The following is a 25328-nucleotide window of genomic DNA, read 5'->3' as shown; positions in this document are numbered from 1 at the left end:
TTCTCCAATCAGGGTGTTGTTACGACTCTAGCCATTTCTTCCGGCGGGGGTATTGTGCCCGGCATCACAAACCCCTACGATAAAACGAAAGGCTTTCGCTAAACGCTGCGGAACTTCACACATCTCCCCCCATCCCTTGAGGACATCATGTCTGACACTGAAACCCGTCCCCCGGCAGCCGACGCCGGCAACGGCTTGAAAAGAAATGCCATCGGCACAGGAGGCATCGCCTTCCTGGTGATCTCCGCCGCGGCCCCCCTGACCGTCATGGCCGGTGTGGCACCGGTAGCCATCGGCATCGGGGGCATTGGCGCCCCCATGGGCTACGTCACCGCAGGCGCCGTACTGTTGGTCTTCGCCATTGCCTTCATGGCCATGACCAAGCACGTCAAAGCAGCCGGCGGCTTCTACACCTACATCACCCTGGCCTTGGGCAAGACGGTCGGACTGGCTTCGGCGATCCTGGCCATTGTTTCCTACAACTGCCTGCAGATCGGCGTGTACGGCCTGTTCGCCGTCCAAACCCAGGCGATGCTGAAGACACTCTTCGGCCTGGACGTCCCGTGGCCGGCTGTAGCCCTTGGCGCCATCGCGCTGGTCTGGCTGCTGGGCTATCGCGGCATCGATGTCGGGGCGAAGGTCCTGGGGGTCCTGCTCGTGGCGGAGACCGCGATCCTCGCGGTCATGGGAGCGGCCATCCTCGCGCGCGGCGGGGCGTCGGGAATCAGTTTCTCTTCGTTCTCCCCCGACCACGCCTTCACCCCGGGCGTGCTGGCGATCCTCGCCATTTGCTTTGCTGCTTTCATGGGCTTTGAATCCACGGTCCTCTACCGCCGCGAAGCCCGCAACCCGGACAGGTCAGTGCCCCGGGCCACGTATGTCGCCGTCGGATTCATGTCAGTGTTCTACGCGTTCATCGTCTGGACCGTTATCCAGGCCTACGGCGACGGGGACGTCGTGGCCGCCGCGGGTGAACTCGCTGATGGCATGTTCTTCGCCACGATCAACCACTACGTTGGCCCGTGGGCCGAAACAGTGATGTACGTCCTGATCGTCACCAGTGTCTACGCCTCACAGCTGGCCTTCCACAATGCCATCAACCGCTACGTCTACATGCTCGCCAAGGACGGCGTCCTCCCGGCCTTCCTGGGAAAGACGCACCCCAAGTACCAGTCGCCGCACCGTGCCGGCCAGGTCCAGACCATCCTTGCCGCGGCAGTCATCAGCGTCTGCGCGATACTCGGCGCGGACCCCTACCAACAGTTGCTCATATGGGTGAACACCCCGGGCATTGTCGGCATCGTGGCGTTGCAAGGCCTGGTTTCCGTCGCCGCTTTCATCTACCTGCGCCGGAACCCTGCGGCGGTCACCCACCGGCTGATGATCCCGCTGAGCATCGCCTCCGCAGTCCTGCTGTTCGGAGTCGTGGCGCTGATCGCCATCAATATCGAACTGCTGACCTTTGCCGATGCCCTGACCAACTCGATCCTCCTGCTGATCACCCCCGTTGTTTTCCTCACGGGCCTGCTGGTCGCCCGCAGCCTCCGAAAAAACCGCCCCCACGTCTTCACCCGGATTGGAAGCTTTGAAACGCATGACTCCTGACCTGATCGTCCTCGCTGACACCGTCCACACGCTCGACCATGACGCCACGTCCCCGGTGCAGGCCGTAGCTGTCAGTGCCGGTGTCATTACCGCAGTCGGGGACCGGGACGACGCCGCCGCATGGCGCAGCCACGGCACGAGGGTCCTTGACCTCGGCGGTGCCACGCTTTCCCCTGGCCTGGTCGACTGCCACATCCATCCTGTGTTCGGGTTGGACCTCACTGTGGGGTGCGACCTCAGCGCGGCGGACTCCCTGGAAGAAGTGCGCTCACTGCTCCGCGCGGAAGCGTCCACTGACAGTGGCTGGCTGCGCGCCTGGGGCCTGAACCCTAACGCGTTTGGCCCCACGCCCCTGCACCGGGATGCGCTGGATGATGTCTCCAACGGCAAACCCGCCTTGATTCGGCTCTTTGACGGTCACTCCGCACTTGCCAACTCCAAGGCCCTGGAGATCGCCGGGGTCCACGGCAGACGGGAGTTCGACCAGACCGCGGAGGTGGTGTGCGATGCGCAGGGCACACCCACCGGAATGCTCCTTGAGGCCGCAGCCATGGAACTGGTCCAGCGCCACATACCGCAGGAGTCCTTTGACCAGCGGAAATCCCGGTTGGCCGCACTGCTCAACGGTTTCGCCCGCTCGGGGCTCACCGGCGGACACATCATGGACCACAGCAAGGAATCGGCAGAACTGTTTGCGGCGTTGGAAGCCGACGGCGACCTGCCGCTGAGGCTTCGTTCCGCCCCTTGGTGCATGCCTGGCACCGGGGAAGCCGACTGGGAGCTGCTGGCACGCACGGTCGGCACCGGGGGGCGGCGGTGGTCCGTGGAAGCGATCAAGCTGTTTGTTGACGGAACCGTGGACAATGGCACCGCCTGGCTCCATGAACCCGACCTGTACGGCGAATCCACTGCTCCGTTCTGGCCGCGCCCGGAAGAGTACACGGCGGCCGTGCACTTCTTCGCATCCCGGGGCATCCCGACTGCCACCCACGCCATTGGCGACGCCGGAGTGAAACACGTCCTGGACGCTTTCGGCTCCCTCCCCTCCGACACCTTGCGGCGAGCCGTGCACAGGATCGAGCACATCGAAACCGTTCCCGATGACCTGGTGGTGAGGTTCAGGACCGCGGGGGTGGTCGCCAGCATGCAGCCCACTCACTGCACCCACTATTCCCTGGCCGACCACAGCGACAACTGGTCCACGCGATTGGGGCCGGTCCGTGCCGACCGCGCCTGGCGATGCCGCGACCTCCGCGATGCCGGAGTCACGCTGGGCATCGGATCCGACTGGCCGATTGCGCCCTACGAGCCGCTTCCGATCATGGCTGATGCCCGGTTGCGGCGCCGCTCGGGCCACCCCGACCAGGCCCCCATCGCGCCGAAACAGGCACTGACTGCCCTCCAGGTGCTGGAAGGCTACACCTCGCATGCGGCCAGGGCGGCCGGACTGTGGGACGTGTCAGGCTCCATTTCCGTAGGCAAGCGGGCCGACTTTACCGCCTTTGAGCTGGATCCCCTCACGGCAGAGCCGGATGCACTCGGCGCCAGCAGCGTGGTGGCCACGATTGTGGACGGAGAAATCCAGGCCATCATGGACCGTCTGGGATAGGGCGCTACATCCTGTTCCTGGTCCGGGCGGTCGCCGGCGCGGTCCACGGGTCTTCGGGCCAGGGGTGCTTGGGGTAACGCCCACGCATCTCTGCCCGGACCTGTGCGTAGGGGCCGGACCAGAAGGAAGCAAGATCATCGGTGATGGCCAAAGGCCTTCCGGCGGGCGACAGAAGGTGGAAAAGAACGGGAACCCGTCCGTCGGCAAGACGGGGCGTCCTGTCCCAGCCGAAGCATTCCTGGAGCTTGACCGCAACAACGGGCCGGCCGGCGTCGTGGTTTCCTGCACCGGTACCCGAAACGGGAGGATAGTCGATCCGGATCCGGGAGCCGCTGGGAACTTCCAGGCGCTCTGGCGCCAGACTGTCCAACCGCGACGCCTCCGGCCAGGGCAGCAGCCGACGAAGCGGATCCGCCAGGTCAATTCCCCGTGCAGGCTTCCCGGCGGCGAGTGCCTCAAGTTCCGGGCCAAGCCAGTCGTCCACGCGGACCAGGAGCGCGTCCTCACTGACGTCCGGCCACGGCTCCCCGACTGTCCGGTGCAGCAACGCAAGCCGCCGACGCAAGGTCTCAGCAGCTTCCGACCAGCCGATCAGGGACAAGCCCGCCGAGGACAGCGACCGTGCCACAGCCTCCCGGGCCGACTCCGCGCTGGCCCGGACGGGCGTTGACGACAAGACAATGGCCCCGAGTCTGCGTTCCTGGCGTGCTGTGACCTTTCCGCCGGCAAAAGCAGCTGTGGTTTGTTCCACCAGCAACTCCGGTGCTGCCGCGATGGCGAGGTCGAGGGACAGCGGGGCAGCTGCCCTGATCACCGCACCGGTTCCTGCTGCGTCGCGGCCCTGCGCACGCGCTACCTCCGACACCGCCAGCCATTCCTGCCCCGCGAGGGGGCTCGCTGCCGACAGCCCTGCCCTGGTACCGGAGGTCAGCAGGTAGCTGGGGGAACCGGTTCCGGGCACACGGCGGGCAATCCTGTCGGGAAAGGCCAGGGCGACCACGAAGCCAAGGGCCTGCCGTGGAGTTACTGCCGGTTTCGGCCGGTGGTGCCCGACGGCGGCAGCATCCTGGCGTACCATCCCCGCCATGCGCTTGACATCGTCGCTGAAGCGCCGGGCCGCAGCGTCCTTGCCATCGCGAAGTGCCGCAAGCAGCCGGGTGAGATCGGAGTCAGGGGCCCGGTAGTCTCCGGCGACCAACGCCACAGTTTCTGCCGCGGCCTGATGGTCCACCATCGCTGAACCGTCAATCAGTGCCCGCGCCAGACGCGGATCGGCCGGAATCCTGGCCAGGGTTTGTCCAAGCGGGGTGGCAGCCCCGGCGGAGTCAACAGCACCCAGCTCCCGCAGGACTTCCACCGCGTCCTCCATGGCGCCGCGCGGGGGCGCGTCGGGGAGGGCCAGGCCCTTGCCCTCCGGCGTGCCCCAGCAGGCCATGACCAAGGCGGCAGCGGCCAGGTCGCTCACGACGATCTCCGGTGTCTGGTGGTCCGGCGCGGCAGCAAATGCCTGCTGGTCATAGCAACGCACCACCTTGCCCGGTCCTTGTCGGGCAGCACGCCCGGCACGTTGGTCCGCTGACGCCTTGGAGCACGAGACTGTGACGAGCCCTGTCATGCCCCGCGAGGAATCCCTGCGCGGTTCACGGGACAGCCCGGAATCGATGACCAGCCGGACGCCCGGAACCGTCAGCGAGGATTCGGCCAGCGCAGTGGACACGATGATCCGGGGCAGGCCGCCGGGAAGACGCCCGGAAACTGCCTTGTCCTGCTCCCCGGGACGGACCTGGCCGTGCAACTCCAGGACATCGACCGAAGAGCCGAGAGTGTGGCGCAGGGCTGTTGCAACCCCTGATACCTCGCGGACACCGGGGACAAACACCAGGGCATCGGCAGCCGGCTCGTCAACCAGCAGCGCGCTGAGGGCCGAGGCGGCCACCCCGGCCACATGGTCAAGGAAAGCCCGGGTCACGCCGCGTTCGTCCAGCCGTGGCGCGCTGGCCGGGGCCCAGCTGACCTCGAGGTGGTGCAGTGCGGAGGGCGAGTCAACCACCGGAACCGGCGCGCCGCCGTCGTACCTTGACTGTCCCAGCAGCGCAGCGAACCGTGGCGCATCGAGCGTTGCGGACATGGCCACCACGGTGAGGTCGCCGCGAAGTTGGCTGACGTCGGCCACCATTCCCAGCAGGAGGTCGGTCTCAAGGCCGCGCTCGTGGACCTCGTCCAGCACCACGGCGTGGATGTCCTCCAGACCCGGATCGGCCAGCAGCCGGCGGAGCAGGATTCCCGGCGTCACGAACTCCACCACCGTATCCTTGCCCGCTTTGCTCTCACCGCGGACCGTGTAGCCAACACGTCCGCCGAGCCGGCTTCCGTCCAAGGCGGCGAGGCGCCGGGCGGCCGAACGCGCGGCCACCCGGCGGGGCTGGGTGACCACCACACGCGGGCCCCGCCCCGGCCTCATGCCCGCCGCCAGGTTGGCGACCAGGGGCGGGACGAGGGTGGTCTTCCCGCTGCCCGGAGGTGCTTGCACCACTGCCATGCCTCCGTCGCCCTGCTGCTGCAAAGCCTCACTCAAGGTATCCACAGCGGCGCCGAAGGCCAGGCCCTCTCCGATGGTGTCCAGTCCGAATATCACCCCACCATTGTCCCCGGCCTGCGCCGGGCGGGGGGTCAGCCGATGGTGGAGGTGTCGATGACAAACCTGTAGCGGACATCGGAGGCGAGGACGCGTTCGTAGGCGTCGTTGATCCTGCTTGCCGGAATGACCTCGATCTCGGCCCCGAAGCCGTGTTCGGCGCAGAAGTCGAGCATCTCCTGCGTCTCACGGATGCCACCGATCATGGAACCGGCGAACCGGCGGCGGCCACCGATGAGGGCAAACGCGTTCACCGGCAGCGGCTCCGCCGGGGCGCCGACGTTCACCAGCGTCCCGTCAAGGGTCAGCAGCTGGAGGTAGGCGCTGATGTCGAGGGAGGCACTCACAGTATTGATGATCAGGTCGAAGGTACCTGCAAGCTGTTCGAACGTGGCCGGATCGCTGGTGGCGTAGTAGTGGTCGGCGCCAAGTTTGAGGCCGTCTTCCATCTTCTTGAGCGACTGGGACAGGACGGTCACCTCGGCACCCATGGCGTGGGCGATCCTGACCCCCATGTGGCCCAGGCCGCCGAGGCCCACAATGGCCACCTTCTTTCCGGGGCCCGCTCCCCAATGGTTGAGCGGGGAGAACGTGGTGATGCCGGCGCAGAGCAGCGGGGCCGCCACGTCCAGGTCGAGGCCGTCCGGGATGGTGACGACGAAGTCCTCGTCCACCACAACGTGCGTGGAGTAGCCGCCCTGGGTGATGGTTCCGTCACGGTCGACAGCCCCATACGTCCCGATGTTGCCCTGCAGGCAGTACTGCTCTTCGCCTGCCACGCAGTTGGCGCACTCCTTGCAGGAGTTGACCATGCAGCCAACGCCAACACGGTCGCCGGCTTTGTGCCTGGTCACGGCCGATCCGACGTCAGTGACAATGCCGGCAATTTCGTGTCCGGGAACGAGGGGATACTGCTGCGGCCCCCAGTCACCGCGGACGGTATGGATATCCGAGTGGCAGATCCCGGCGAATTTGATGTCGATCCGGACATCGTGCGGGCCCACTTCCCGGCGCTCAATGGTGGTGGGGATCAGGTCGCCTGTTGACGAAGGGGCAGCATACGCGTGGGCGGTAGGCATGTTTCTCCTGCTGGAAGGTCAATGATGGATGGTTCCATTCTTGCCTCATCATTCCGGCGGTAGGGAGTCCCTGCTGTAACTGGTACTGGGAGGACCACCCACAGGACTGTCGGGAAAGGATCCCCTGGATGCCAAGCGCTCCGGGGGATCCTTCCTGCGGCGTACTCAGCCGCCTGGTGCAGCAGCCGTCCTAGCGGCCACCACCACCGATGACCCCGGCCTCGACTGCCTTGGTCACTGCATCCGCTTCAGCCTGCGTGAGCTTGCCGTCCGTAACGGCCTGGTCCAGCCTGGTCTTGAGCGCCGCCGAACGCTCGGCCTTGGCCTCGGAACGGATCTCCTCCAACGCCGTGGTCACCTTCGATTCCTCCACGCCCAGTGCCTCGGCCAGGGACTTGGCCAAGGCCGCGTCCTGCGCCGTGCGGTCAGGCTTGGTACCCTCCGCGGGAGGCGTGGTCGGCTTGTTTGCCTCGCGGAACGCCTGGAGCGCCTCGGTGACCTTTGCTTCGTCCACACCCAGCTTGTCTGCGAGGTCGGCAGCAATCCGGCCACGGTCATGACCGTGACCTCCTCCGGGCCTGCCCTGGCCGTCGGTGGGGGCCGTGGCATCCGTGGACGACGAAGCCGTTGGCGTCGGGGTGGTGGTTGCCGAGGCAACACTGGTGACGCCCATTGCGGCCCCCAGGGCCAATGCGCCGGACGCGATGCCCAACGCGATTCTCTTGGTGGTTGACATGTATCTCTCCTCGATGGACGGTAGGGGCGATCCTGCGCCGCCCTGTACCTACCTTCCAGCGGCCAACCAAGGCACTGCTGTTTCCAGGCTGTCATTTTCCTGTGAAGGCCGGCCGGTCCCGTGAGAGCCGCTGTCCACCGGGAATGTGAGGATCACGTCCTGGCGTCGAGGGCTGCCAGGAGCCGTTTGACCGCGCCTCCCAGGTTCCAGTCCACGGCCAGCTCCGTGAGTTCCTCCCGGGCCCGGCCCGTGACCGGCCGCAATTGCGCTCCTGCTTCAGTAAGGGTGGGAACGTCAAGGTCACGCACAACACCCACGACGGCGGGTGCTGCTTTCAGGTAATCGGCTGCGGCTTCGAGCTTGGCCCGCACGGCAGCGGACAAACCGCCGGCGGGATCGTTTGCCGCCTCGAGCAAGCCTGCAAGTGACCCGTGCCCGGCGAGCAAGGAAGCAGCGGTCTTCTCTCCGATGCCCGCCACTCCGGGCAGCCCGTCCGACGCATCTCCCCGCAAGGTGGCGAAGTCCGCGTACTGCCGAGGGAGCACACGGTACTTGCCGACCACCACGACATCAGTGACTACCTCAAGGTTCTTCATGCCGCGTGCTGTATAGATGACGCGGACATCCCGTTCATCGTCCACCAACTGGAAGAGGTCGCGGTCACCTGTCACCACGTCCACGGGCATGTCCGCTTGGCTCGCGTAGGTCCCCACGACGTCGTCGGCTTCGTGGTCGTCCACGCCCACGGTGGCGATCCCCGCGAGGTCCAGGACGTGGCGGATCAGGGGAATCTGGGCTTCGAGGGGGTCGGGAACGGTTTCAAGGTCCGGTGCACCCGTGACAATCTCTGCCACGCGGTGGGCCTTATAGCTGGGTATCAGGTCCACCCGCCACTGGGGGCGCCAGTCGTTGTCCCAGCAGGCCACCAGATGGGTGGCTTCGTAGTCGGTGACGAGTCTGGCAATCATGTCCATCAGCCCGCGGACGGCATTAACGGACGTTCCGTCCTGCCGGCGGATGGAATCGGGCACGCCGTAGAAGGCGCGGAAGTACAACGAGGCAGTATCCAGAAGCATCAGGCGAGGCATAACTGATCCTGACACGTCCGGCCGGCATGCGGGGGTAGGCAGCGGGTGCCGCGTCGCAAGAAGAGGAGAAGACTTGAACGACGTTGTGACGGGCATTACGATTGTTTGAGCGATAATAGAACTGACCGTTCTATTATCGAACACATCCACAATAAGTGCCCACAAAGAAGTGAGGAAAGCCCGTGCAGTTCCACCACCACGGTTATGTATCCGGTGACCCGCGAGTTGAGCCGGCAGCCGGTGTCGGCGTTGACCGCCCTGCCGACCTTCCGGACGAGGTTGACGTCCTCATCGTGGGCACCGGCCCGGCGGGTATGCTGACCGCGGCCCAGTTGGCCCAGTTCCCTGACATCACCACCCGGATCATTGAACGCAGGCCCGGCCGTTTGGCAATCGGGCAGGCCGACGGTATCCAGGCGCGGAGCGTGGAGACGTTCCAGGCCTTTGGTTTTGCCGAGCGGATCATTGCGGAGGCGTACCGGATCACTGAGATGGCGTTCTGGAAGCCGGACCCGGCGGACCACACCAAGATCGTGCGCAGCGCCCGGGCCGTGGATGATCCTGCCGGGATCAGCGAGTTCCCGCACCTGATCGTCAATCAGGCCCGGGTGCTGGACTATTTCGCCGAGTTCGCGGCCAACTCCCCCGCCCGGCTGAAGCCCGACTACGGGTACGAGTTCAAAGGCTTGCAGGTCACTGGCGAGGGCGAGTACCCGGTCACGGTGACGCTGCTCCACACTGCCGGGCCGAACGAGGGACAAGAGCGCGTGGTCCGGGCCAAGTACGTCGTCGGTGCTGATGGTGCAAGGAGCAAAGTCCGTGAATCCATTGGCTGCCACCTCGCCGGCGACCAGGCGAACCATGCCTGGGGCGTCATGGACGTGCTCGCGGTCACGGATTTCCCGGACATCCGGACCAAGTGCGCCATCCAGTCCGGAACCGGTGGCAGCATCCTGCTGATCCCCCGCGAGGGCGGGCACCTGTTCCGCATGTACGTGGACCTGGGGGAAGTCGCCGCCGACGATCACGGTGCGGTCCGTAAGACGACGATTGAGCAGATCATCGCAAAGGCCAATGACATCCTCCACCCCTACACCTTGGATGTCCGCAACGTCGCCTGGCACAGCGTGTACGAAGTGGGCCACCGCCTGACGGACAGGTTCGACGACGTCCTGCCGGCCGAGCGCGGCACGCGCACCCCGCGGGTGTTCATCACCGGCGATGCCTGCCACACCCACTCCGCCAAGGCCGGGCAGGGCATGAACGTGTCCATGCAGGACGGGTTCAACATCGGCTGGAAGCTCGGCCACGTCCTGGAGGGCCGGTCCCCGGAATCATTGCTGGATACCTACTCCGCTGAACGCCAGGTGGTGGCCAAGAACCTGATCGACTTCGATAAGGAATGGTCCTCCCTCATGGCCAAGAAGCCCGAGGAATTCAAGGACCCCACCGAACTGGAGACCTTCTACACCAGCACCGCGGAGTTCCCTGCCGGTTTCATGACCCAGTACGCACCCTCCATGCTGGTCGCCGAGGCCAAGTACCAGGATCTCGCCACCGGCTTCCCCCTGGGCAAACGCTTCAAGTCCGCGCACGTGCAACGGGTCTGCGATACCAACCCGATGCACCTGGGCCACCACGCCAAAGCCGACGGCCGCTGGCGGATCTACGTCTTCGCCGACGCCAACCCCGCAGGTGCCCCCGGTGCCGTGGCGGACCTGGCCCAGTGGCTCGAAACCGCACCCGACTCACCTCTGGCGGCCACGCCGTCGAACCTTGACCGCGACGCCTGGTTCGACATCAAAGTCATCTACCAGCAAGACCACACCGGCGTGGACATCAACGCCGTCCCCGCGGTGTTCAAACCCACCGTCGGACCCTTCAAGCTCACCTACCTCGAAAAAGTCTTCGCCACCGAACCCGGCAACGACATCTTCGAACAACGCGGCCTCAGCCGCGACGGCGCCATCGTCGTCGTCCGCCCCGACCAGTACGTCGCCAACGTCCTGCCCCTCACCGCAACAGCGGAACTCGGCGAATTCTTCTCGGCACTCAGCCCGGCCCACAGGCCTGCCGCGGACATCTCCACGGACCAGCTGAGCCACGCTTAGACGCAGGAAACGCAACGGGAACCCGGCCGGTCCCTTCACGGGGCCGGCCGGGCGTTTGTGACAAGACCCCGGCACACCACATTGCTACATTGGGGGGCATGCGATCTGCCGGGGGAAGTTCAGGAAAAACGTACGGACGGGCCGTGCAAGGCGTGGCTCTTGCCCACACCCTGCTGCTGGCAGGGACAGTGCTCACCGGCTGCAGTTCACCCCAAAGCCCTGAGGCAGTCCCTACGGGTCCCCCGTGTGTTGTTGCAACGGATCTTGTCCCGGCGACGGGCGTGCTCTCCGGTGTGAACCTCGACTGGCAAAACGGCACCGTTGCCGAGTACGCCTCCAGGCTTGGACGACGCCCCGCCGTCGTGGTCTACTCAACAGCCTTCCCGCTGCCGGAGGACGGCAAACAGAACGTTGATGCCGCCGTCGGGCAGATCAAAGCCAACGGCGGCATCCTGCTGCTGACGCTCGAACCGCATGACGGCCTGGACGCCGTCACCCCCGGCAAGGCCGAAGAACTGGCGCGGCAACTGGCTGGTTACAACAACGCCGGGGTCCCCGTAGTGGTGCGGTTTGGCCAGGAAATGAACGGTGGCTGGTTCCCATGGGGCCAGCAACCCGCCGCCTACATTGCGGCCTTCCGGACTGTCGCCGATGCCGTGCACAGGATCGCACCCGGAAGCGACATGATGTGGGCACCCAACTATGGCGGCGGCTATCCGTTCGACGGCGGCCAGTACCGGGCCAAAGCCGGCACGATGGACGCCGGCTCCCTCGATACCGACGGCGACGGAGCAGTGACCGTGGCGGACGATCCGTACCGGCCCTATTACCCGGGAGACGACGCCGTGGACTGGGTGGGCATGTCTCTTTACCACTGGGGAACCACGTACCTTTCCGGCACCAACGTCGTCCCTGAAGAGGGCAAATTCCTGCAGCAACTCACCGGCACCTACAACGGCGTCGGCGGCGACGAACGGAATGTTCCCGACTTCTACGCCGACTACGGCACGGCACGCAACAAGCCGGTGGCCATTCCGGAAACCGCGGCACTCAGCATCCCATCGCGAGGTGGCGACGACGAACTCGCCATCAAGCAGGCGTGGTGGCGGCAACTCTTCGATCCCGCCATCCCCCGCGACTACCCTGCCCTGAAGATGGTCAACTGGTTCGAGTGGGAAAAACTCGAGGTCGACCTGGACGTCAAGGCCGAAGTCAACTGGACGGTAGCCAAGGAGGACACGGTCCGCGACGCATATATCGCCGACCTTCCCGAATGGTTCACTTCCGCTGCGGAGCCACAGGCCTGCACGCCGGTCGGCTGAAGCCCACGGGCTGCCGGCTGCAGGGCCAACCGTAAGGGAATGGCTATGTGTCCCTATGGAAAAGGCGCGCCGCCAGCGCGAGAATGACTGGGTGGACCGTCCTTCCGCAGGTGCCGGTGACACCCTGAATGATGCCGCCAAAAAGATCCAGCGCGTGTACCTCACGTTGACTCTGGGGAACACCCTGGCGGCGTCCTTCATCTGGGGAATCAACACCCTGTTCCTTCTGGACGCGGGGCTGAGCAACCTTGAAGCATTCGCTGCGAACGCATTTTTCACGGCAGGCATGGTGCTGTTCGAAGTTCCCACCGGAGTTATCGCCGACGGCTGGGGACGGCGCACTTCGTTCCTCCTGGGCACCATTACCCTGGCCGTATCCACTTATCTCTATTACGTGCTCTGGCAGATATCGGCGCCATTTTGGATGTGGGCCGTTGTTTCCGTGCTGTTGGGATTGGGCTTCACGTTCTTCTCCGGAGCTGTCGAGGCCTGGCTGGTGGACGCCCTGCGGTATTCGGGCTATGAGGGAGGCCTGGAGGGCGTCCTCGGCCGCGGCCAAATGGTCCAGGGGGTGGCCATGCTGTTCGGTTCCGTGGCGGGCGGCGTGATCGCGCAGGCCACCGACTTGGGCCTGCCCTTCCTGGTGCGGGTTGCGGTTCTGGGCGCCATGTTCGCGGTCGCCTTTGCCTTAATGCACGACGTCGGGTTCTCGCCTGAGCGCTCCACGCATCCATTACGGGCCACACGGGCCGTCCTGTCGGCGTCGATCGACAACGGCTTGAGGAATCCGCCGGTACGGTACGTCATGCTCGCCGCTCCGTTCAGCGCCGGCGTCGGCTTCTATGTCTTCTACGCCCTGCAGCCGTACCTCCTGGACTTGTTTGGCGACCCAAAAGCGTATTCCGTCGCAGGACTCGCCGCCGCCATCGTGGCCGGTTCCCAGATTGTCGGGGGTTGGCTGGCGCCGCACGTGCGGAAGCTGTTCCACCGCCGAACCTCGGTACTGCTCGTGGCCGGAGGGCTCGGCGGCGCCATCCTGCTGGTCCTCGGTTTCACCCGTATCTTCTGGGTCGCCCTCGCCCTCCTGGCCGTATGGGCGATCGTGGGGGCCGGGGCCATGCCCGTCCGGCAGGCTTACGTGAACGACATGATTCCCTCAAAACAGCGCGCGACTGTTCTCAGCTTTGACTCGCTGATCGGATCCAGCGGCGGCGTTGTGGTCCAACCCGCACTGGGCCGGGGTGCGGATCTCTACGGATACCCGGCGTCGCTGGCCATGGCGGGAGTGATCGAAATGATGGCGTTGCCCTTCCTTGTTGCCAGCCGGCGCCAAGGAGCCGCCGCCGATCAGGCCAGCACGGAATCAGCGGCGTCGGGGGAAGAATCGCTGGCCTGACTGCGTTCCATCAGGGCATCCCGGATGCATGGTTCACGCAGTACGGAGTCCACGGCCTGGCCTCCAGCCGGCCTTCGGGTATCTCCGCCCCGCAGACCGCGCATACGCCGTAGGTTCCCGCCACGATGCGGTCCAGTGCGGCTTGGATCTGCGCCAATCCTGCACGGCTCTGTTCGCGGAGCGTCCGTGCCTGGGACAGCTCAAAGGCGATGGTGCTGCCTTCGGGGTCGTGTTCGTCGTCCACATTGGAGTCCTGCCGGGCAAGGTTCACCGAGGTGATGTCCTTGCCCAGCGCGCGGATCAAGGCTTCCTTGCGGTCCCGTTCCTCCGCCAGAAGGGAACGGAACTTCCCTATATCACGCATGCTCACGGCTCCTGGTCAGGCTTTCGGCGCCATCATATGGCCGGTTCTGCCTATCTTCCACTCCGCTGCATGTCTTCGGGACCGCGGATGACCCGCGGGACGTACTCCAGAAGCTGGGACCGACCATCAAAGGTCCGGCTTTCCACCAGGTCGAGGGCAACGTCCGGGTACCCGTCGAAAATCCGTTCGCTGCCGGTCCGGCCCGTAATCACAGGGAAGATCACCAGGCGATACCTGTCCACCAGCCCGGCGGTCAGAAGCGAGCGGCACAGTCTGAGGCTGCCCAGGGTGCCCAGTGTGCCCGTCCTGGTCTCCTTCAGCTTCCGCACCGCCTCCACGGCATCGCCCCTGACGAGTTCAGTGTTGGGCCAGGCCAACGGTTCCGTGAGCGTTGACGAGAAGACGATCTTGGGCATGTCCTCCAATCCTCCCAGGCTGGCGCCTTCTTCATCGGAGAACCCGGAGCCCTCCGCGGAGGCCTGCCGGGACAGGCTGGACATCACCCGGTAGGTGTTGGCGCCCATGAGGGTGGTGAGGTCCTTCTTGCCTTCCTCCTCCAGCCAGGCCAGGTACTCCGGACCTTCCAATCCCCACCATCCGGGCCATCCCTCACCGGATGCATAGCCATCCAGGGAAATAATCAAGTCGATCATCAACTGCGCGGGTGAGCCCATCATTCACTCCTTCTGTGACGCTGGATTGGCCTGCTTCCCGTCATGCCTTTTCCACCCAGGAAGCACGCCAGTCGGGAGCTTCGAAAGGTTCGCTCCAGTAGGCCGTTTCCCGGGCGATCCGGCCATCCCGGAACTCGAAAATAAACACCGTCTCGTACCGTGGGCCGCCGTAGTCCAGCGTCGCCTCGGCCACCACCAGGTCCCCGTCACCGAGCATTCGGCGTGGAGTGATGTCCGGCAGTTGGGGAAAGGCGCTGTAGATGGCCCGCCGGTTCGCAGCCCCGTGGACTGTTTCTCCGGACTGGGGCCAGTGCATCACGGCATCGTCATGGAACAGCTCGTCCATGACCTCGATGCGGCGTTCATTGATGCATTGGATCAGCCGGTTCACGACGTCCTGGTTCTCCGACACTTCAGCCATGGCCTGGACCTGTTCCGCAGAGGTGGATTGGTACCTGGCATTGTCCTCCACGGCACGCGAAACTTCCACGCCTGCCGGGCGGCATATTCCTGCCGCACCCGGTCCACACGGGAGCGCCACAACAGACGGGCAAAGTACCGGCTTCACATGCCCGCTCCGGGGCGATACTCAGGCCTGGTTTTCCCCGCCTTTTTCGGCATAGGAGGCCGAGACCCGCCGGTAGACCGGCGTCAGGAACGCCAACAAGGCTGCGACGATCAGGATGACGCCGGCTATCAGGAAGACCAGGGCAATTCCCCGTGACGTCCCTTCGCCCAGCAGCGGTTCCAGTTGGGCGGCCCCTTCACTGGACCGCGCATAGGGAATGATCCAAACCTGGGCTATGGGGGCAATCAGGAAGGCGGTGATCGGAGCCGCCGCCGACTCGAAGGCCATGGCGAAGCCGAACACCCTTCCCTGCCTGTTCAGCGGAACCACCTGCTGGATGACGGTCTGTTCAGCGGCCTCCACTACAGGCACCAGGCACAGGTAGAGCCAGATCCCCAGGACGTAAAGCCACGCCCATTCCCGCAGTGTGAAGACCGCCCCCAGCAAGCCCATCAGGACCACAGCGATCAACATGGTCCTGAGCGGGTTGGAGCCGAGGCCGAACTTGCCAATAAGCGCCCCGCCCACAATGAACCCGGTAGCGCCCACGGCAAAGAAGGTTCCCCACAGTTCGACGGGGAACATTTCCAAACCGTAGGGGTCCATCAGTGCCATGTAGACACCGCCGACAAAGTTGTTGAACGTCGAAAACAGGATCAACGCGAAGAGCCCGGAGATGGCCAGCACCGCAGCGAAGGACCCACGAAGGTCGAAAGCTCCATGGGCGTCGCCGGCAGCCGCACGGACTTCCTCCGGCATGCGGAGCGTGAGCAGGTGGAGGAAGGCGGCAGCGGTCAGCACGAGGGAAACAACAATCGTCCAGCCCATCCCCAGCAGCCCTACGGACAGTCCGGACAGCACCGAGGTCACCACGAACATCAGGCCCTGCACCATCCCGACCATGCCGTTGGCATTCGCTCGCCGCTCGGGTTCGATGAGGATCGTCACCGTGGTGGACAGTGCGATGTTCCGCATGTTCTCCACCACGGCACCCACCAGGATGATCACGGTGAACAGCCAGAACCACGGCTGGGTGAGGTCCAGGAGCGAAGCTACAGGAGTCACCAGGAACATCACGCCGGAAATGACGAACATGACCAGCGTGAAGCAGGCGGCGAACCGCATCACGGCGAGTTTCCGGTAGCGGTCAACAAAGGTGCCGAAGCTGATGCTGGACAGGGCGATCAGCAGCATATACGCGCCGCCCACTACACCCGTGGCAATCACGTTCCTGGTTTCCAGGTACACCCAAAAAGTCAGTGCGAACCAGAGGAAGCTGGTGGTGATGTTGGCGGCCGCCGTGTTGACCAGAATGGCTGCGAACGTACGGGACCTTTGCTGCGGGGTACGTAGGGAAGTATCGACGGCGGCAGGATCGGCCAGGTGGACACCATCACCTTCCGGGGCAGTCGCTGATGCGACGCCTCCGTCCTCGTCGGACAGAGCATTATCCGTGGAGGCGCCGGAGTGGGCCGGTTCCTGCTGGGTCATGGGTCCCAGTGTAATGACAGGCCAGGGAACGGTCACTGCCCCACAGCAAAACGCTAGGCCGGGCAGGCATCCTTCAGGGCCTGGACCGATTCCGCCGGAACCTCGTCGCCGGCCTTGGCAATATTGTCCAAGGCCGTGGTGATGTCGCTGGGAACCCCCGCGGTCCGGGCGGCCTCCACAAGGCCTCCCAGGATCCTCTTGTCTTCCACACTTACCAAGCCATCCTGCACTACGGCACAGATCTGGCGGGTCACCTCATCCGCTGCCGCGGTGGCCACCTTCGAGGCGGCCTCACTGGCAGCGTTTCCGGCGGCTTCCTCCACGGCACCGCAACCGGTCATCAAGATCAACAGCGGGACGGCGGACAGGGCTGCAAGACGGCGCTTCATGGTTCAAAGCCTAGCAATCCCACGCCTCCGACGTTTATCCACCGGCCGCCATGGGTATGCAGTTGATAGTGTGCCCCCATCCGGTGCCCGCCGTGGGGCCCTGGCCGGGCCGCCACCGGACCCGGAAGCCACAGGACAGGAGGACTCTTTTGAACACCGACGGACTTAAAGCCGCTGCCCAGGAAGCCGGCGCCGTGGATCTTCTGCTGATCCGGCACGGCGAGAGTGAGGGCAACGTCGCCGCGACCCAGGCCCGGCTGGCCGGGGCGGAAGTCATTCAGGTACCCGCCCGCGACGCCGACGTGAACCTCTCCGGAACCGGCGAAGAACAGGCCCGGGCCCTGGGGTCGTCCCTTGCCCGGATCGCGGAAGAGTTCCGTCCGGACGCCGTAGTCTCCTCGCCCTACGCCCGGGCGAGGCAAACAGCGGAGATCGCCGTGGGCGAGGCAGGTTGGCCCGTGAAGGTCCGGACGGATGAGCGGCTGCGCGACCGCGAACTCGGCATCCTTGACCGGTTGACCCGGCTGGGCGTGGAAAAGCGCTACCCCGACGAAGCCGAACGGCGGCTGTGGCTCGGCAAACTCTACTACCGCCCGCCGGGCGGTGAATCGTGGGCGGACGTTGCCCTCAGGCTGCGCTCCGTCCTGGCCGAACTCAACAACCTGGGGTCGGGCCACCGCGTGATGGTGGTATGCCACGACGCTGTGATCCTCCTCTTCCGGTACATCCTCGAAGGCATGACCGAGAAGGAGGTCCTCGACCTCGCCGCCGGAACGTCGGTCCTGAACGCTTCCATCACCCGCTATGTCAGGCCCTCCGGAGCCGGCCCCTGGACCCTGGAAAGCTTCAACGTGGCCGATCACCTGGCCGAACAGGGCGTGGCCATCACCGAACACGCAGGAGATGCCAGTGTCCACCCCCAGTAGACGTCCCGACCCCACTCCCGTGACCCCATCGCTCCTGCGCGACTGGCCCCTGCCCGCGCCGGGCGAAGACAAGTACTCCCGCGGCGCCGTCCTGGTGATCGGCGGGGCACGCGCCACACCAGGTGCCGCCATCCTGGCCGGAACCGCCGCCCTCCGGGCCGGGGCAGGCAAGATCACCCTCGCTGTGGCCGACTCCGTTGCGCCGCACGTAGGCGTGGCCCTGCCCGAATGCGGCGCACCGGGGCTGCCCGAAAATGCCAACGGTTCGGTGACCGGGGAGGGCCTTGACCGGATTGCCTCCTACCTCGAACGTTCCGATGCGGTCCTGATCGGACCTGGACTCGACGATCCGGCGCTCGCCGTCACTCTGCTGCGCCGGCTGCTGGAACGGGAGGATGCGTCCGGGCGTGGTGGCCCCGAGGCGGGGCCCGCCGTCGTCATCGACGCCTACGCACTAGGCGCCCTGCTGGAGCTGGAAAACCTTCTTGAGCCCTGGCGTGGGCGCATGATCCTCACGCCCAATCCGGCGGAAGCAGGGATCCTGCTGGGCCGTGACGTGCAGGAACTGGAAAGGGACGTCGCCGACATTGCAGGGCGCTTCGACGCAGTGGTCAGTTGCCAGGGCGTCATGGCCCGGCCTTCAGGCCAAGGTGGCGAAGAAGCCGGACTGTGGAAGATCACCACGGGCTACGGCGGCTTGGGAACATCAGGCAGCGGTGATGTGCTGGCAGGAGCCATCGCCGGCCTCCGGGCCCGCGGCACAACCGCTGCGCAGGCGGTCTGCTGGGGGACGCATCTGCATGCCGCGGCCGCGGACAGGCTGGCAAGCACCATGGGCCCCCTGGGCTTCCTGGCCCGTGAAATCGCGGACCAACTGCCCGCGCTCATGGTCGAACTCAACACCTGAACCACCCGGATCACCCGAGTTGGTGATCAGTTGGGCTCCTCCGGTGCCTCAGCCACGCGCTGGTCATTGTGGATGATGCCCAACTGTTCCAGGCGGGCTGACATGCCTGCGCCGTCCGGAGCATAGATCCACGGGATGCCGGGCAGGGGCTGGCCCTCGGACTTGGAGCGGCCACCGGCCAGGACGGCCTCCCCCACCGACAATTGGCGGATGGCGATGGCCCGCACTTTGTCCGGATGGTGCTGGGCGAACTCGGAATAGATGGCCTCGTCGTGCTGGCCGTCGTCTCCCACCAGCAACCATTTGATCCCCGGGAAGTCCTCAGCCAGGCGTTCCAAGGACGAACGCTTGTGCTCCCGGCCGCTGCGGAACCAGCGATCCGGGGTCGGCCCCCAGTCAGTCAGCAGTTTGGGGCCCGCCGGATACAGGTTGCGGGACAGGAAACGTGCCAGCGTCGGCGCTACATTCCATGCGCCTGTGGACAGGTACAGCACCGGCGCGGACGGCACGGTGCGCACGATCCGCTCGTACAGGACTGCCATGCCAGGTGTCGGGGTACGGGCATGCTCATTCAGGACGAACGTGTTCCACGCCGCCAGGAACGGCCGGGGCAATGCCGTGACCATCACCGTGTCATCGATGTCGGACACGACCCCGAAATCCGTATCATCGGCCACGATCTGGACCGGTGCCTCCACCACGGAATCGCCCGAACCCAGGGTGATCATGTGCCAACCCGGTTCCAGCGCCGCAGGAATCCGGGCGTCCACCACTCCGCCACGGTCGGCGCGGACCTCAAAATCCGTGCCCGCAACCGTAACCCGCACCGAAGCGTGGGGAACCGGCGCATTGGTGAAATTCCGCCACCCACGCATGCCCTCATGAAGCGGCTTCAACGGCCCCTCGTTGGTGGGGCCGGACGTTTCAGCGACATCGCGGGGGTCACCCAGCACGATCCGCGCCAACACCCGCACCCAGGACGTACTGCCGTAGCCGGTGTACGGGATCACCGTCTGCACCCGGCCACGCCTCAACGCAAGCCTGGTCTGGAGACCCAGCCACGCGTCGTCGAGCCTTAACGCCAGATGCCGGCGCTTGGCGGCAGACGCCTCGCGCTGGCCGGTGGGGTCGCTGCCGGATTGGTCACGGGGGTTCAGTTCGGGACACATGCGTCCAGTCTGGCACGCCAGGGCCGGCTCAGCGTGTTCATCCTCCAGCCCGGGCGAGGCAGTGGCCGGTCTGGAAGCGACGGGGGTTCGTTGCTAGCGTGTGCGCATGAGCCCGTCGAAGACTCCCCCAGAGATCCTTGACATCGAGGGAACCGAAGTCAGCATCTCGAGCCCGGACAAAATCGTGTTTCCCGACGCCGGCATCACCAAACTCGACCTCGTCAGGTACTACCTCGCCATATCCGACGGTGCCCTCCGCGGCGCAGGGGGCCGCCCCATGGTCCTGAAACGCTTCCCCAAGGGAATCGACGCCGAACCCTTTTTCCAGAAACGCGTGCCCGAAAACCATCCCCCGTACATTGAAACAGCCACGCTGCGGTACGCCTCCGGAACCTCCGCCGAAGAAGCCGTGATCCGCGACGCGGCCGGCCTGGCCTGGGTGGTCAACCTGGGGTGCCTCGACCTCAACCCGCATCCTGTCCGCGCAGAAGACCTCGACCATCCCGACGAACTGCGCATCGACCTCGACCCCATGCCCGGCGTGGACTGGGCCCAGATCATCGATGTCGCCTACGTGGCGCGCGAAGTGCTGGACGACATGGGGCTGGTGGGCTGGCCGAAGACCAGCGGATCCCGCGGACTCCACATCCTGGTGCGGATCGCCCCCCGGTGGAGTTACCGCGAGCTCAGGCTGGCAGCGGAGACCTTGGCGCGGGAAGTGGAAAACCGGGCACCCGGCCTGGCAACGGCCAAGTGGTGGAAGGAAGAGCGCGGCGAAAGCGTGTTCGTGGACTTCAACCAAAACGCCAAGGACCGGACCGTGGCCTCCGCCTACTCCGTACGCCCCCGGCCTGATGCGCGCGTATCCACTCCCCTGGCCTGGAGCGAAGTCGCCACCGCCCGTCCCGAACAGTTCACTGTCGCCACCGCACCCCTGCGCTTCGCAGAACAGGGCGATCCCCACCAGGCCATTGACGACCACCCCGGCTCACTCGACAACCTCCTCGCCCTGGCAGCCGATATGGGACCGGCAGAGAAGGCGCCGCGTGCCGGTGACGGTTCCGGCCGCCGTCGATCCGTCATGCCCCTCATAGAAGTGGCACGGACCAAAACCAAACCCGAAGCGCTCGCAGCCCTTGAGGAATGGAAGGACATGCACTCCGGTGTGGTTTCCCACCTTCACCCGGCGGACGTCCTGGTGGACGGCATGCGCGGGTCGAGTTCCCTCTGGTACCGGGTGCGAGTGAACCTGCAGCACGTCCCGGAAGATGTGCGCCCGCCGCAGGAAGAACTGCTGGCCACCTACGATCCATTGGCCGGCAAGGAGTGGCCCGGCCGTTGACCTGAGAGTTCCCAGCCACCCCGCCACAAATGATAAGCAACCTGTCTATAGTGGGGACAGGAGCATCACGTGGAGGAAGGCGGAGACTATGCGTCGTATGGGAGCAGCATCGGCAGCGCTGGCTGCCCTTGTACTGTCGGGATGCGCCGGGACGATTCCGGCTGACCCTGACGGCACGCTGGACCGGGTGGAGAACGGCATCCTGCGGGTAGGCGCGAGCCCCAACGGGGAATGGGTCACGCTGTCCCCCTCCGGCCAGCCCCAAGGACGGGATGTGCAGCTGATCAGTGACTTCGCCGCACGCCTTGGCGCCCGCGTGGAGTGGAGCACAGGGACTGAACATATCCTGGCCGAACGGGTCGAAGAGGGAGAGTTGGATGTCATGATCGGCGGTCTCCGCAAGGACACCCCTTGGGAAAAGAACACAGGGTTGACCCGACCTTACGCCGAGTCCCTGGACACTCAAGGAAAGAAGCACCAGCACGTCATGCTGGTTCCCAAGGGCGAAAACGCGTTCCTGCTGAAACTGGACACGTTCCTGAAGGACGCACGTGGTGCCCGGTGAAGGCCACCGACATCCGCGCCCGGCAGGCGTCACTGCGTTTCGGACACACCGAACTGCCTGCCGAGCAGCAGGCTGCGCTCCGCAGGGCCGTCCGGTTCGAGTGGATCACCATAGCCTTCCTTGCCGTGTCCACCGGGATGATCTACCTGCTCCTGGGAAATTCACAGGCCATGAAGGCGGCATGGGTGGAAGACGTGCTCTCCTTCCTGCCTCCCTTGGCTTTCCTGGTGGCCGTGCGCGTGATCCGCAGACGTCCAAGCGCCGAACATCCTTACGGATACCACCGCGCCGTCGGCGTTGCCCACCTCGTGGCAGCCGTGGCGCTGGCTGTCATGGGCACCTTCCTGGTGGTGGACTCGGGCATCAGCCTGCTGACCGCCGAGCATCCGACCATCGGCGGGTTCGACTTCTTCGGGCAGACCATCTGGCTGGGCTGGGTCATGATCGTTGCCATGCTCCTCACTGCCGGACCACCTGTGTATCTGGGGCACGTGAAGATGAAACTGGCCAAAGCCCTCCACGACAAGGTCCTCTACGCCGATGCCGACATGAACAAGGCAGACTGGCAGACTGCCGTTGCCGCAGCAGCCGGCGTTGCCGGCATCGGCATCGGCTGGTGGTGGGCGGACGCAGTGGCCGCCTTGATCATCTCAGCCAGCATCCTGCGGGACGGCGTCCGCAACACGAAAGCCGCCATCACGGCCCTGATGGACAAAAGGGCGCGGACCTACGACGACACAGAACCGCACCCGCTGGGCGCCCTGGTGGACGGATACCTTGCGGGCCTGGACTGGGTGGAAGAGGCCAGGTCGCGCGTGCGGGACCAGGGGCATGTCTTCCATGTGGAGGCTTTTGTGGTCCCGGCCCACCGCATGCCCACCCTGGACATGCTGGAGGCTGCCCGGAAGGAGTGTTCCAGCCTCGACTGGAAGCTGAAGGACCTGGTGATCATCCCGGTGCCTGGCCTTCCCGCAGAATTGTTACCCGGTGTTGGCAGCGAAAGAACGGCCTGATACATGGGCCTGGAGCGTGGCCCAGCCGGCGCTTACAAACGCCCCTTGAGGATCATCTTCCAATAGAGCCGTGGAAACAGGTCACGGTCTATCCACCAGGAAAGCCGGCTCTCCTTCCAGGTGGGCACCTTCGGAATTGTGGGCATGGGCCGCAAACGGTCGTCGAACTCGGCGAAAACCACAGTATTGCGCGACACCGTGAAAGGGCAGACAGAGTATCCGTTGTACTTCCGGCCGGGCTCACGACCCTTCAGCACGGCCGACAGATTCCTTGCCAGCACGCTGGTTTGTTTCCGCAACGCGCCGCCGGCCTTGGAGTTGGTGGTGGCTGCCGCGTCCCCGAGTGCCCAGACGTCGGGATACCGCTGGTGGCGGAGCGTCCGCGTGTCCACCTCCACGAAGCCGCCGGCATCCCCGACCGCGGACAAGCCGGTTCCCCTGAGCCACCCGGGCGCCGATTGCGGAGGGACGGCATTGAGGACGTCATAGCCGAGGTCCTCTGTGGCGCCGGTGACAGTGTCCCGGATCGTCGCAGTCCGTCCAGCGGAATCGACCGCTACGAGTTCACTGTTGGTGCGAAGCTCGATGCCGTACTCCGCAATCTTCCGCTCCAGCTCCCGGTCCACCGCGGGTACCCCAAAGACTGTGGGGTAGGGCTGTACCATCACCACCCTTATTTCACTGAGCACCCCTTGTTGCTTCCAGTAGTCGCAGGCCAGGTACATAGGTTTCTGGCTCGCGCCGGCGCACTTGACCGGCCCTGCGGGCATCGTGAACACGGCGGTCCCGGACCTCAGCGCGCTCAGGAGCGTCCAGGCTTTGGGTGCCAGCTCGAAGTCATAGTGGGAGGAGCCGTGGGGTGAATGCACGGCCTCAGCAAGGCCAGGTACGGCGTCCCAACGGTATTCCAACCCAGGACAGACCACCAGGTGCCCATAATCAACGGCGGACCCGGAACCGAGCGCCACGGAGCGCGATTCCGGATCAACGCCCGAAGCCCGGTCCCTGATCCACGTCACTCCCCGGGGGATCACGGACTGCTGGCTGCGGATGGCTTCCTGCGCCCGGGCGCGACCTCCGGCTATGTGGGAAAACAGAGGCTGGTAGAGATGGTGGTCCTTGGGCTCAATGAGGGCGATGTCCTTGACCCCGTACCGAGCCAGCCTGGCCGCCAGCGACACTCCGGCGTTGCCGCCGCCGATGATGACCACCTCATGACGGCGCGCCATGCGCTACTTCTTCTCCGTGAGCGCAGAGGCCTCGTGAGCCGCCCTGGCGCCCGTCTTCTCCGACTCCACTACGTACTGCGGCTCGTCCTCGCTGGCCCGGTGCGTGTTGCCGTCCAATTCAAAGTCGGTGGTCTTCTTCTCCACAATTTTTCCGTGGGTCTTGCCCTGAGAGGTGTTCCATTCGACCTTGGTGCCCTTGCTGAGTGCCATGACTGTCCTTCGTGTGGTGTCCGCTCACGTGCCACTCAATACTAAGCATGGTGATGAATTGGCGGTAGGCTCGTGGAACGCGGAGAGGTGGCTGCGGCACCCTCCCACAGCCGCACACGGAAGCAGGAAGCATTTGACCGCCATCGTCAGTACTGCCAGTCCAGCCGACGACCTCACGGGGCTGCTCGGCATTGCAGCCCAGGTGATCGAGGCCATGGGCGAATGGGGCGTGGGTTTCCTGACCTTCCTGGAAACGGTGTTTCCGCCGGTTCCAAGCGAGGCGATCCTTCCGTTGGCAGGCTTCCTGGCAAGCCAGGGAAGCCTGACCATGATTCTTGTCTTTGTCACCAGCACCCTGGGCGCCTACGCAGGTGCCTTGCTGCTGTACTGGCTTGGGTTCAAAGCAGGACTGGAGCGATCCATCCGACTGCTCTCCAAGCTGCCACTGGTCGACCGCGAAGACTTCGAGAAGGCCGCGGACTGGTTCGAACGCCACGGCAAGTCAGCGATCTTCTTTGGGCGGCTTCTGCCTGGCGTCCGTAGCCTCATCTCCTTGCCTGCGGGCGCAGAGCGAATGAACCTGATGACATTCAGCCTGTTTACCCTGGCCGGAACCAGCATTTGGAACGGCCTGTTAATCGGGCTGGGAGCACTGCTTGGCAAGCAGTACCACCTTGTTGACCAGTACTCGCGCTTCCTCAACTACGCAATCTACGCAGGCCTTGCCGGGTTCGTCGTGTGGCTGTTCGTACGGAGCCGCCGGAAGCGGAAGGAGCGCGCCGGGTAACGCAGAGCGGCCCGGCGGGACGCGTCCCGTTTGCGAAAGAAGAAGCACGACGGCGGGTTCCCGCAGCGACGGACAACCCCTGACATTGACATGTTCCCAAGGCGCGCGTATTG

At 65.2% G+C, this 25328-nt stretch carries 23 protein-coding genes; 11 read left to right on the top strand and 12 right to left on the bottom strand.

The window, feature by feature from the left end; translation table 11 throughout:
- Nucleotides 1–147 precede the first annotated feature (147 nt).
- Together ACPFL9_RS10585 and ACPFL9_RS10580 are read left to right on the top strand one after the other, a co-directional pair.
- A complete protein-coding gene (locus tag ACPFL9_RS10585) occupies nucleotides 148–1605 on the top strand; it encodes an APC family permease (RefSeq protein ID WP_426002527.1) in 1458 nt (485 codons plus the stop codon).
- The gene (locus tag ACPFL9_RS10580) at nucleotides 1595–3214 is read left to right on the top strand and encodes an amidohydrolase (RefSeq protein WP_426002525.1); all 1620 of its coding nucleotides are present in this window, start codon (nucleotides 1595–1597) and stop codon (nucleotides 3212–3214) included. Before ACPFL9_RS10585 ends, ACPFL9_RS10580 begins: the two co-directional genes overlap by 11 nt.
- Nucleotides 3215–3218: 4 nt before the next feature.
- Here ACPFL9_RS10580 and hrpB read toward each other — a convergent pair whose 3' ends face one another.
- The 4 genes from hrpB to ACPFL9_RS10560 form a co-directional block, all read right to left on the bottom strand.
- The gene (gene hrpB / locus ACPFL9_RS10575; RefSeq protein WP_426002524.1) at nucleotides 3219–5849 is read right to left on the bottom strand and encodes an ATP-dependent helicase HrpB; all 2631 of its coding nucleotides are present in this window, start codon (nucleotides 5847–5849) and stop codon (nucleotides 3219–3221) included.
- A 35-nt stretch (nucleotides 5850–5884) separates the two neighbouring features.
- A complete protein-coding gene (locus ACPFL9_RS10570) occupies nucleotides 5885–6928 on the bottom strand; it encodes an NAD(P)-dependent alcohol dehydrogenase (protein ID WP_426002523.1) in 1044 nt (347 codons plus the stop codon).
- A gap of 190 nt (nucleotides 6929–7118) precedes the next feature.
- Nucleotides 7119–7664 (bottom strand): Clp protease N-terminal domain-containing protein, encoded by a 546-nt coding sequence (locus ACPFL9_RS10565; RefSeq protein WP_426002522.1) that lies wholly within the window; start codon nucleotides 7662–7664, stop codon nucleotides 7119–7121.
- Between the two features lie 152 nt (nucleotides 7665–7816).
- The gene (locus tag ACPFL9_RS10560; protein WP_426002521.1) at nucleotides 7817–8752 is read right to left on the bottom strand and encodes a 5'-3' exonuclease; all 936 of its coding nucleotides are present in this window, start codon (nucleotides 8750–8752) and stop codon (nucleotides 7817–7819) included.
- 182 nt (nucleotides 8753–8934) lie between these two features.
- Between ACPFL9_RS10560 and ACPFL9_RS10555 the strand changes: the two genes are divergently transcribed.
- From ACPFL9_RS10555 to ACPFL9_RS10545, 3 genes are all read left to right on the top strand, one after another.
- Nucleotides 8935–10863, top strand: coding sequence for an FAD-binding monooxygenase (locus tag ACPFL9_RS10555; RefSeq protein ID WP_426002520.1), 1929 nt, complete (start codon nucleotides 8935–8937; stop codon nucleotides 10861–10863).
- Between the two features lie 143 nt (nucleotides 10864–11006).
- Nucleotides 11007–12185 carry a glycoside hydrolase family 26 protein gene (locus ACPFL9_RS10550; protein ID WP_426002519.1) on the top strand — a complete coding sequence of 393 codons (1179 nt, stop codon included), beginning with the start codon at nucleotides 11007–11009 and terminating at the stop codon, nucleotides 12183–12185.
- Nucleotides 12186–12309: 124 nt separating this feature from the next.
- The gene (locus tag ACPFL9_RS10545) at nucleotides 12310–13581 is read left to right on the top strand and encodes an MFS transporter (RefSeq protein ID WP_426007528.1); all 1272 of its coding nucleotides are present in this window, start codon (nucleotides 12310–12312) and stop codon (nucleotides 13579–13581) included.
- A 10-nt stretch (nucleotides 13582–13591) separates the two neighbouring features.
- On the opposite strand, the gene ACPFL9_RS10540 is transcribed toward ACPFL9_RS10545, so the two are convergent.
- The 5 genes from ACPFL9_RS10540 to ACPFL9_RS10520 all read right to left on the bottom strand — a co-directional run bounded on the left by ACPFL9_RS10540 (nucleotide 13592) and on the right by ACPFL9_RS10520 (nucleotide 17067).
- A complete protein-coding gene (locus ACPFL9_RS10540) occupies nucleotides 13592–13945 on the bottom strand; it encodes a TraR/DksA family transcriptional regulator (RefSeq protein ID WP_426002517.1) in 354 nt (117 codons plus the stop codon).
- A gap of 50 nt (nucleotides 13946–13995) precedes the next feature.
- On the bottom strand, nucleotides 13996–14622 hold the full coding sequence (locus ACPFL9_RS10535; protein ID WP_426002516.1) for a dihydrofolate reductase family protein: 627 nt from the start codon (nucleotides 14620–14622) through the stop codon (nucleotides 13996–13998).
- Nucleotides 14623–14659: 37 nt separating this feature from the next.
- Nucleotides 14660–15109 (bottom strand): nuclear transport factor 2 family protein, encoded by a 450-nt coding sequence (locus tag ACPFL9_RS10530; RefSeq protein ID WP_426002515.1) that lies wholly within the window; start codon nucleotides 15107–15109, stop codon nucleotides 14660–14662.
- A 99-nt stretch (nucleotides 15110–15208) separates the two neighbouring features.
- Entirely contained in the window at nucleotides 15209–16678 is a 1470-nt protein-coding gene (locus ACPFL9_RS10525; protein ID WP_426002513.1) for an MFS transporter, read from the bottom strand.
- A gap of 53 nt (nucleotides 16679–16731) precedes the next feature.
- Nucleotides 16732–17067 (bottom strand): hypothetical protein, encoded by a 336-nt coding sequence (locus ACPFL9_RS10520; RefSeq protein ID WP_426002512.1) that lies wholly within the window; start codon nucleotides 17065–17067, stop codon nucleotides 16732–16734.
- A 149-nt stretch (nucleotides 17068–17216) separates the two neighbouring features.
- On the opposite strand from ACPFL9_RS10520, the gene ACPFL9_RS10515 reads away from it, so the two are divergent.
- Nucleotides 17217–17993: a histidine phosphatase family protein gene (locus tag ACPFL9_RS10515; RefSeq protein WP_426002511.1), complete on the top strand. Its 777-nt coding sequence runs from the start codon at nucleotides 17217–17219 to the stop codon at nucleotides 17991–17993.
- Nucleotides 17977–18900, top strand: a complete 924-nt coding sequence (locus ACPFL9_RS10510; protein WP_426002509.1) for an NAD(P)H-hydrate dehydratase — start codon at nucleotides 17977–17979, stop codon at nucleotides 18898–18900. Before ACPFL9_RS10515 ends, ACPFL9_RS10510 begins: the two co-directional genes overlap by 17 nt.
- Nucleotides 18901–18926: 26 nt before the next feature.
- Here ACPFL9_RS10510 and ACPFL9_RS10505 read toward each other — a convergent pair whose 3' ends face one another.
- Complete coding sequence (locus ACPFL9_RS10505; protein ID WP_426002507.1) at nucleotides 18927–20069, bottom strand: App1 family protein; 1143 nt, start codon at nucleotides 20067–20069, stop codon at nucleotides 18927–18929.
- 106 nt (nucleotides 20070–20175) lie between these two features.
- On the opposite strand from ACPFL9_RS10505, the gene ligD reads away from it, so the two are divergent.
- From ligD to ACPFL9_RS10490, 3 genes are all read left to right on the top strand, one after another.
- The gene (gene ligD, locus ACPFL9_RS10500) at nucleotides 20176–21411 is read left to right on the top strand and encodes a non-homologous end-joining DNA ligase (RefSeq protein ID WP_426002506.1); all 1236 of its coding nucleotides are present in this window, start codon (nucleotides 20176–20178) and stop codon (nucleotides 21409–21411) included.
- Nucleotides 21412–21499: 88 nt separating this feature from the next.
- Nucleotides 21500–21976, top strand: a complete 477-nt coding sequence (locus ACPFL9_RS10495) for a transporter substrate-binding domain-containing protein (protein WP_426002504.1) — start codon at nucleotides 21500–21502, stop codon at nucleotides 21974–21976.
- A complete protein-coding gene (locus ACPFL9_RS10490) occupies nucleotides 21973–22989 on the top strand; it encodes a cation transporter (RefSeq protein WP_426002503.1) in 1017 nt (338 codons plus the stop codon). The genes ACPFL9_RS10495 and ACPFL9_RS10490 overlap by 4 nt, the downstream gene beginning before the upstream one ends.
- Before the next feature lie 32 nt (nucleotides 22990–23021).
- Here the strand turns inward: ACPFL9_RS10490 and ACPFL9_RS10485 are convergent, their stop codons facing one another.
- On the bottom strand, nucleotides 23022–24218 hold the full coding sequence (locus ACPFL9_RS10485; RefSeq protein ID WP_426002501.1) for an NAD(P)/FAD-dependent oxidoreductase: 1197 nt from the start codon (nucleotides 24216–24218) through the stop codon (nucleotides 23022–23024).
- Between the two features lie 3 nt (nucleotides 24219–24221).
- A complete protein-coding gene (locus ACPFL9_RS10480) occupies nucleotides 24222–24428 on the bottom strand; it encodes a DUF2945 domain-containing protein (protein WP_426002499.1) in 207 nt (68 codons plus the stop codon).
- 133 nt (nucleotides 24429–24561) lie between these two features.
- On the opposite strand from ACPFL9_RS10480, the gene ACPFL9_RS10475 reads away from it, so the two are divergent.
- Nucleotides 24562–25215, top strand: a complete 654-nt coding sequence (locus ACPFL9_RS10475) for a DedA family protein (protein WP_426002497.1) — start codon at nucleotides 24562–24564, stop codon at nucleotides 25213–25215.
- The last annotated feature ends 113 nt before the right edge of the window (nucleotides 25216–25328 follow it).

The organism is Paenarthrobacter sp. NyZ202 (assembly GCF_049860755.1).
GTDB lineage: Bacteria > Actinomycetota > Actinomycetes > Actinomycetales > Micrococcaceae > Arthrobacter.
This window is presented reverse-complemented; position numbering and strand designations above follow the sequence as displayed.

Bases quoted from the DNA above. Each gene is read 5' to 3' on its own strand.
- ACPFL9_RS10505 (WP_426002507.1), bottom strand. From the start codon at position 20,069: ATGTGTCCCGAACTGAACCCCCGTGACCAATCCGGCAGCGACCCCACC.
- ACPFL9_RS10570 (WP_426002523.1), bottom strand. From the start codon at position 6,928: ATGCCTACCGCCCACGCGTATGCTGCCCCTTCGTCAACAGGCGACCTG.
- ACPFL9_RS10480 (WP_426002499.1), bottom strand. From the start codon at position 24,428: ATGGCACTCAGCAAGGGCACCAAGGTCGAATGGAACACCTCTCAGGGC.
- ACPFL9_RS10565 (WP_426002522.1), bottom strand. From the start codon at position 7,664: ATGTCAACCACCAAGAGAATCGCGTTGGGCATCGCGTCCGGCGCATTG.
- ACPFL9_RS10535 (WP_426002516.1), bottom strand. From the start codon at position 14,622: ATGATGGGCTCACCCGCGCAGTTGATGATCGACTTGATTATTTCCCTG.
- ACPFL9_RS10540 (WP_426002517.1), bottom strand. From the start codon at position 13,945: ATGCGTGATATAGGGAAGTTCCGTTCCCTTCTGGCGGAGGAACGGGAC.
- ACPFL9_RS10560 (WP_426002521.1), bottom strand. From the start codon at position 8,752: ATGCCTCGCCTGATGCTTCTGGATACTGCCTCGTTGTACTTCCGCGCC.
- ACPFL9_RS10585 (WP_426002527.1), top strand. From the start codon at position 148: ATGTCTGACACTGAAACCCGTCCCCCGGCAGCCGACGCCGGCAACGGC.
- ACPFL9_RS10525 (WP_426002513.1), bottom strand. From the start codon at position 16,678: ATGACCCAGCAGGAACCGGCCCACTCCGGCGCCTCCACGGATAATGCT.
- ACPFL9_RS10520 (WP_426002512.1), bottom strand. From the start codon at position 17,067: ATGAAGCGCCGTCTTGCAGCCCTGTCCGCCGTCCCGCTGTTGATCTTG.
- ACPFL9_RS10495 (WP_426002504.1), top strand. From the start codon at position 21,500: ATGCGTCGTATGGGAGCAGCATCGGCAGCGCTGGCTGCCCTTGTACTG.
- ACPFL9_RS10580 (WP_426002525.1), top strand. From the start codon at position 1,595: ATGACTCCTGACCTGATCGTCCTCGCTGACACCGTCCACACGCTCGAC.
- ligD (WP_426002506.1), top strand. From the start codon at position 20,176: ATGAGCCCGTCGAAGACTCCCCCAGAGATCCTTGACATCGAGGGAACC.
- ACPFL9_RS10485 (WP_426002501.1), bottom strand. From the start codon at position 24,218: ATGGCGCGCCGTCATGAGGTGGTCATCATCGGCGGCGGCAACGCCGGA.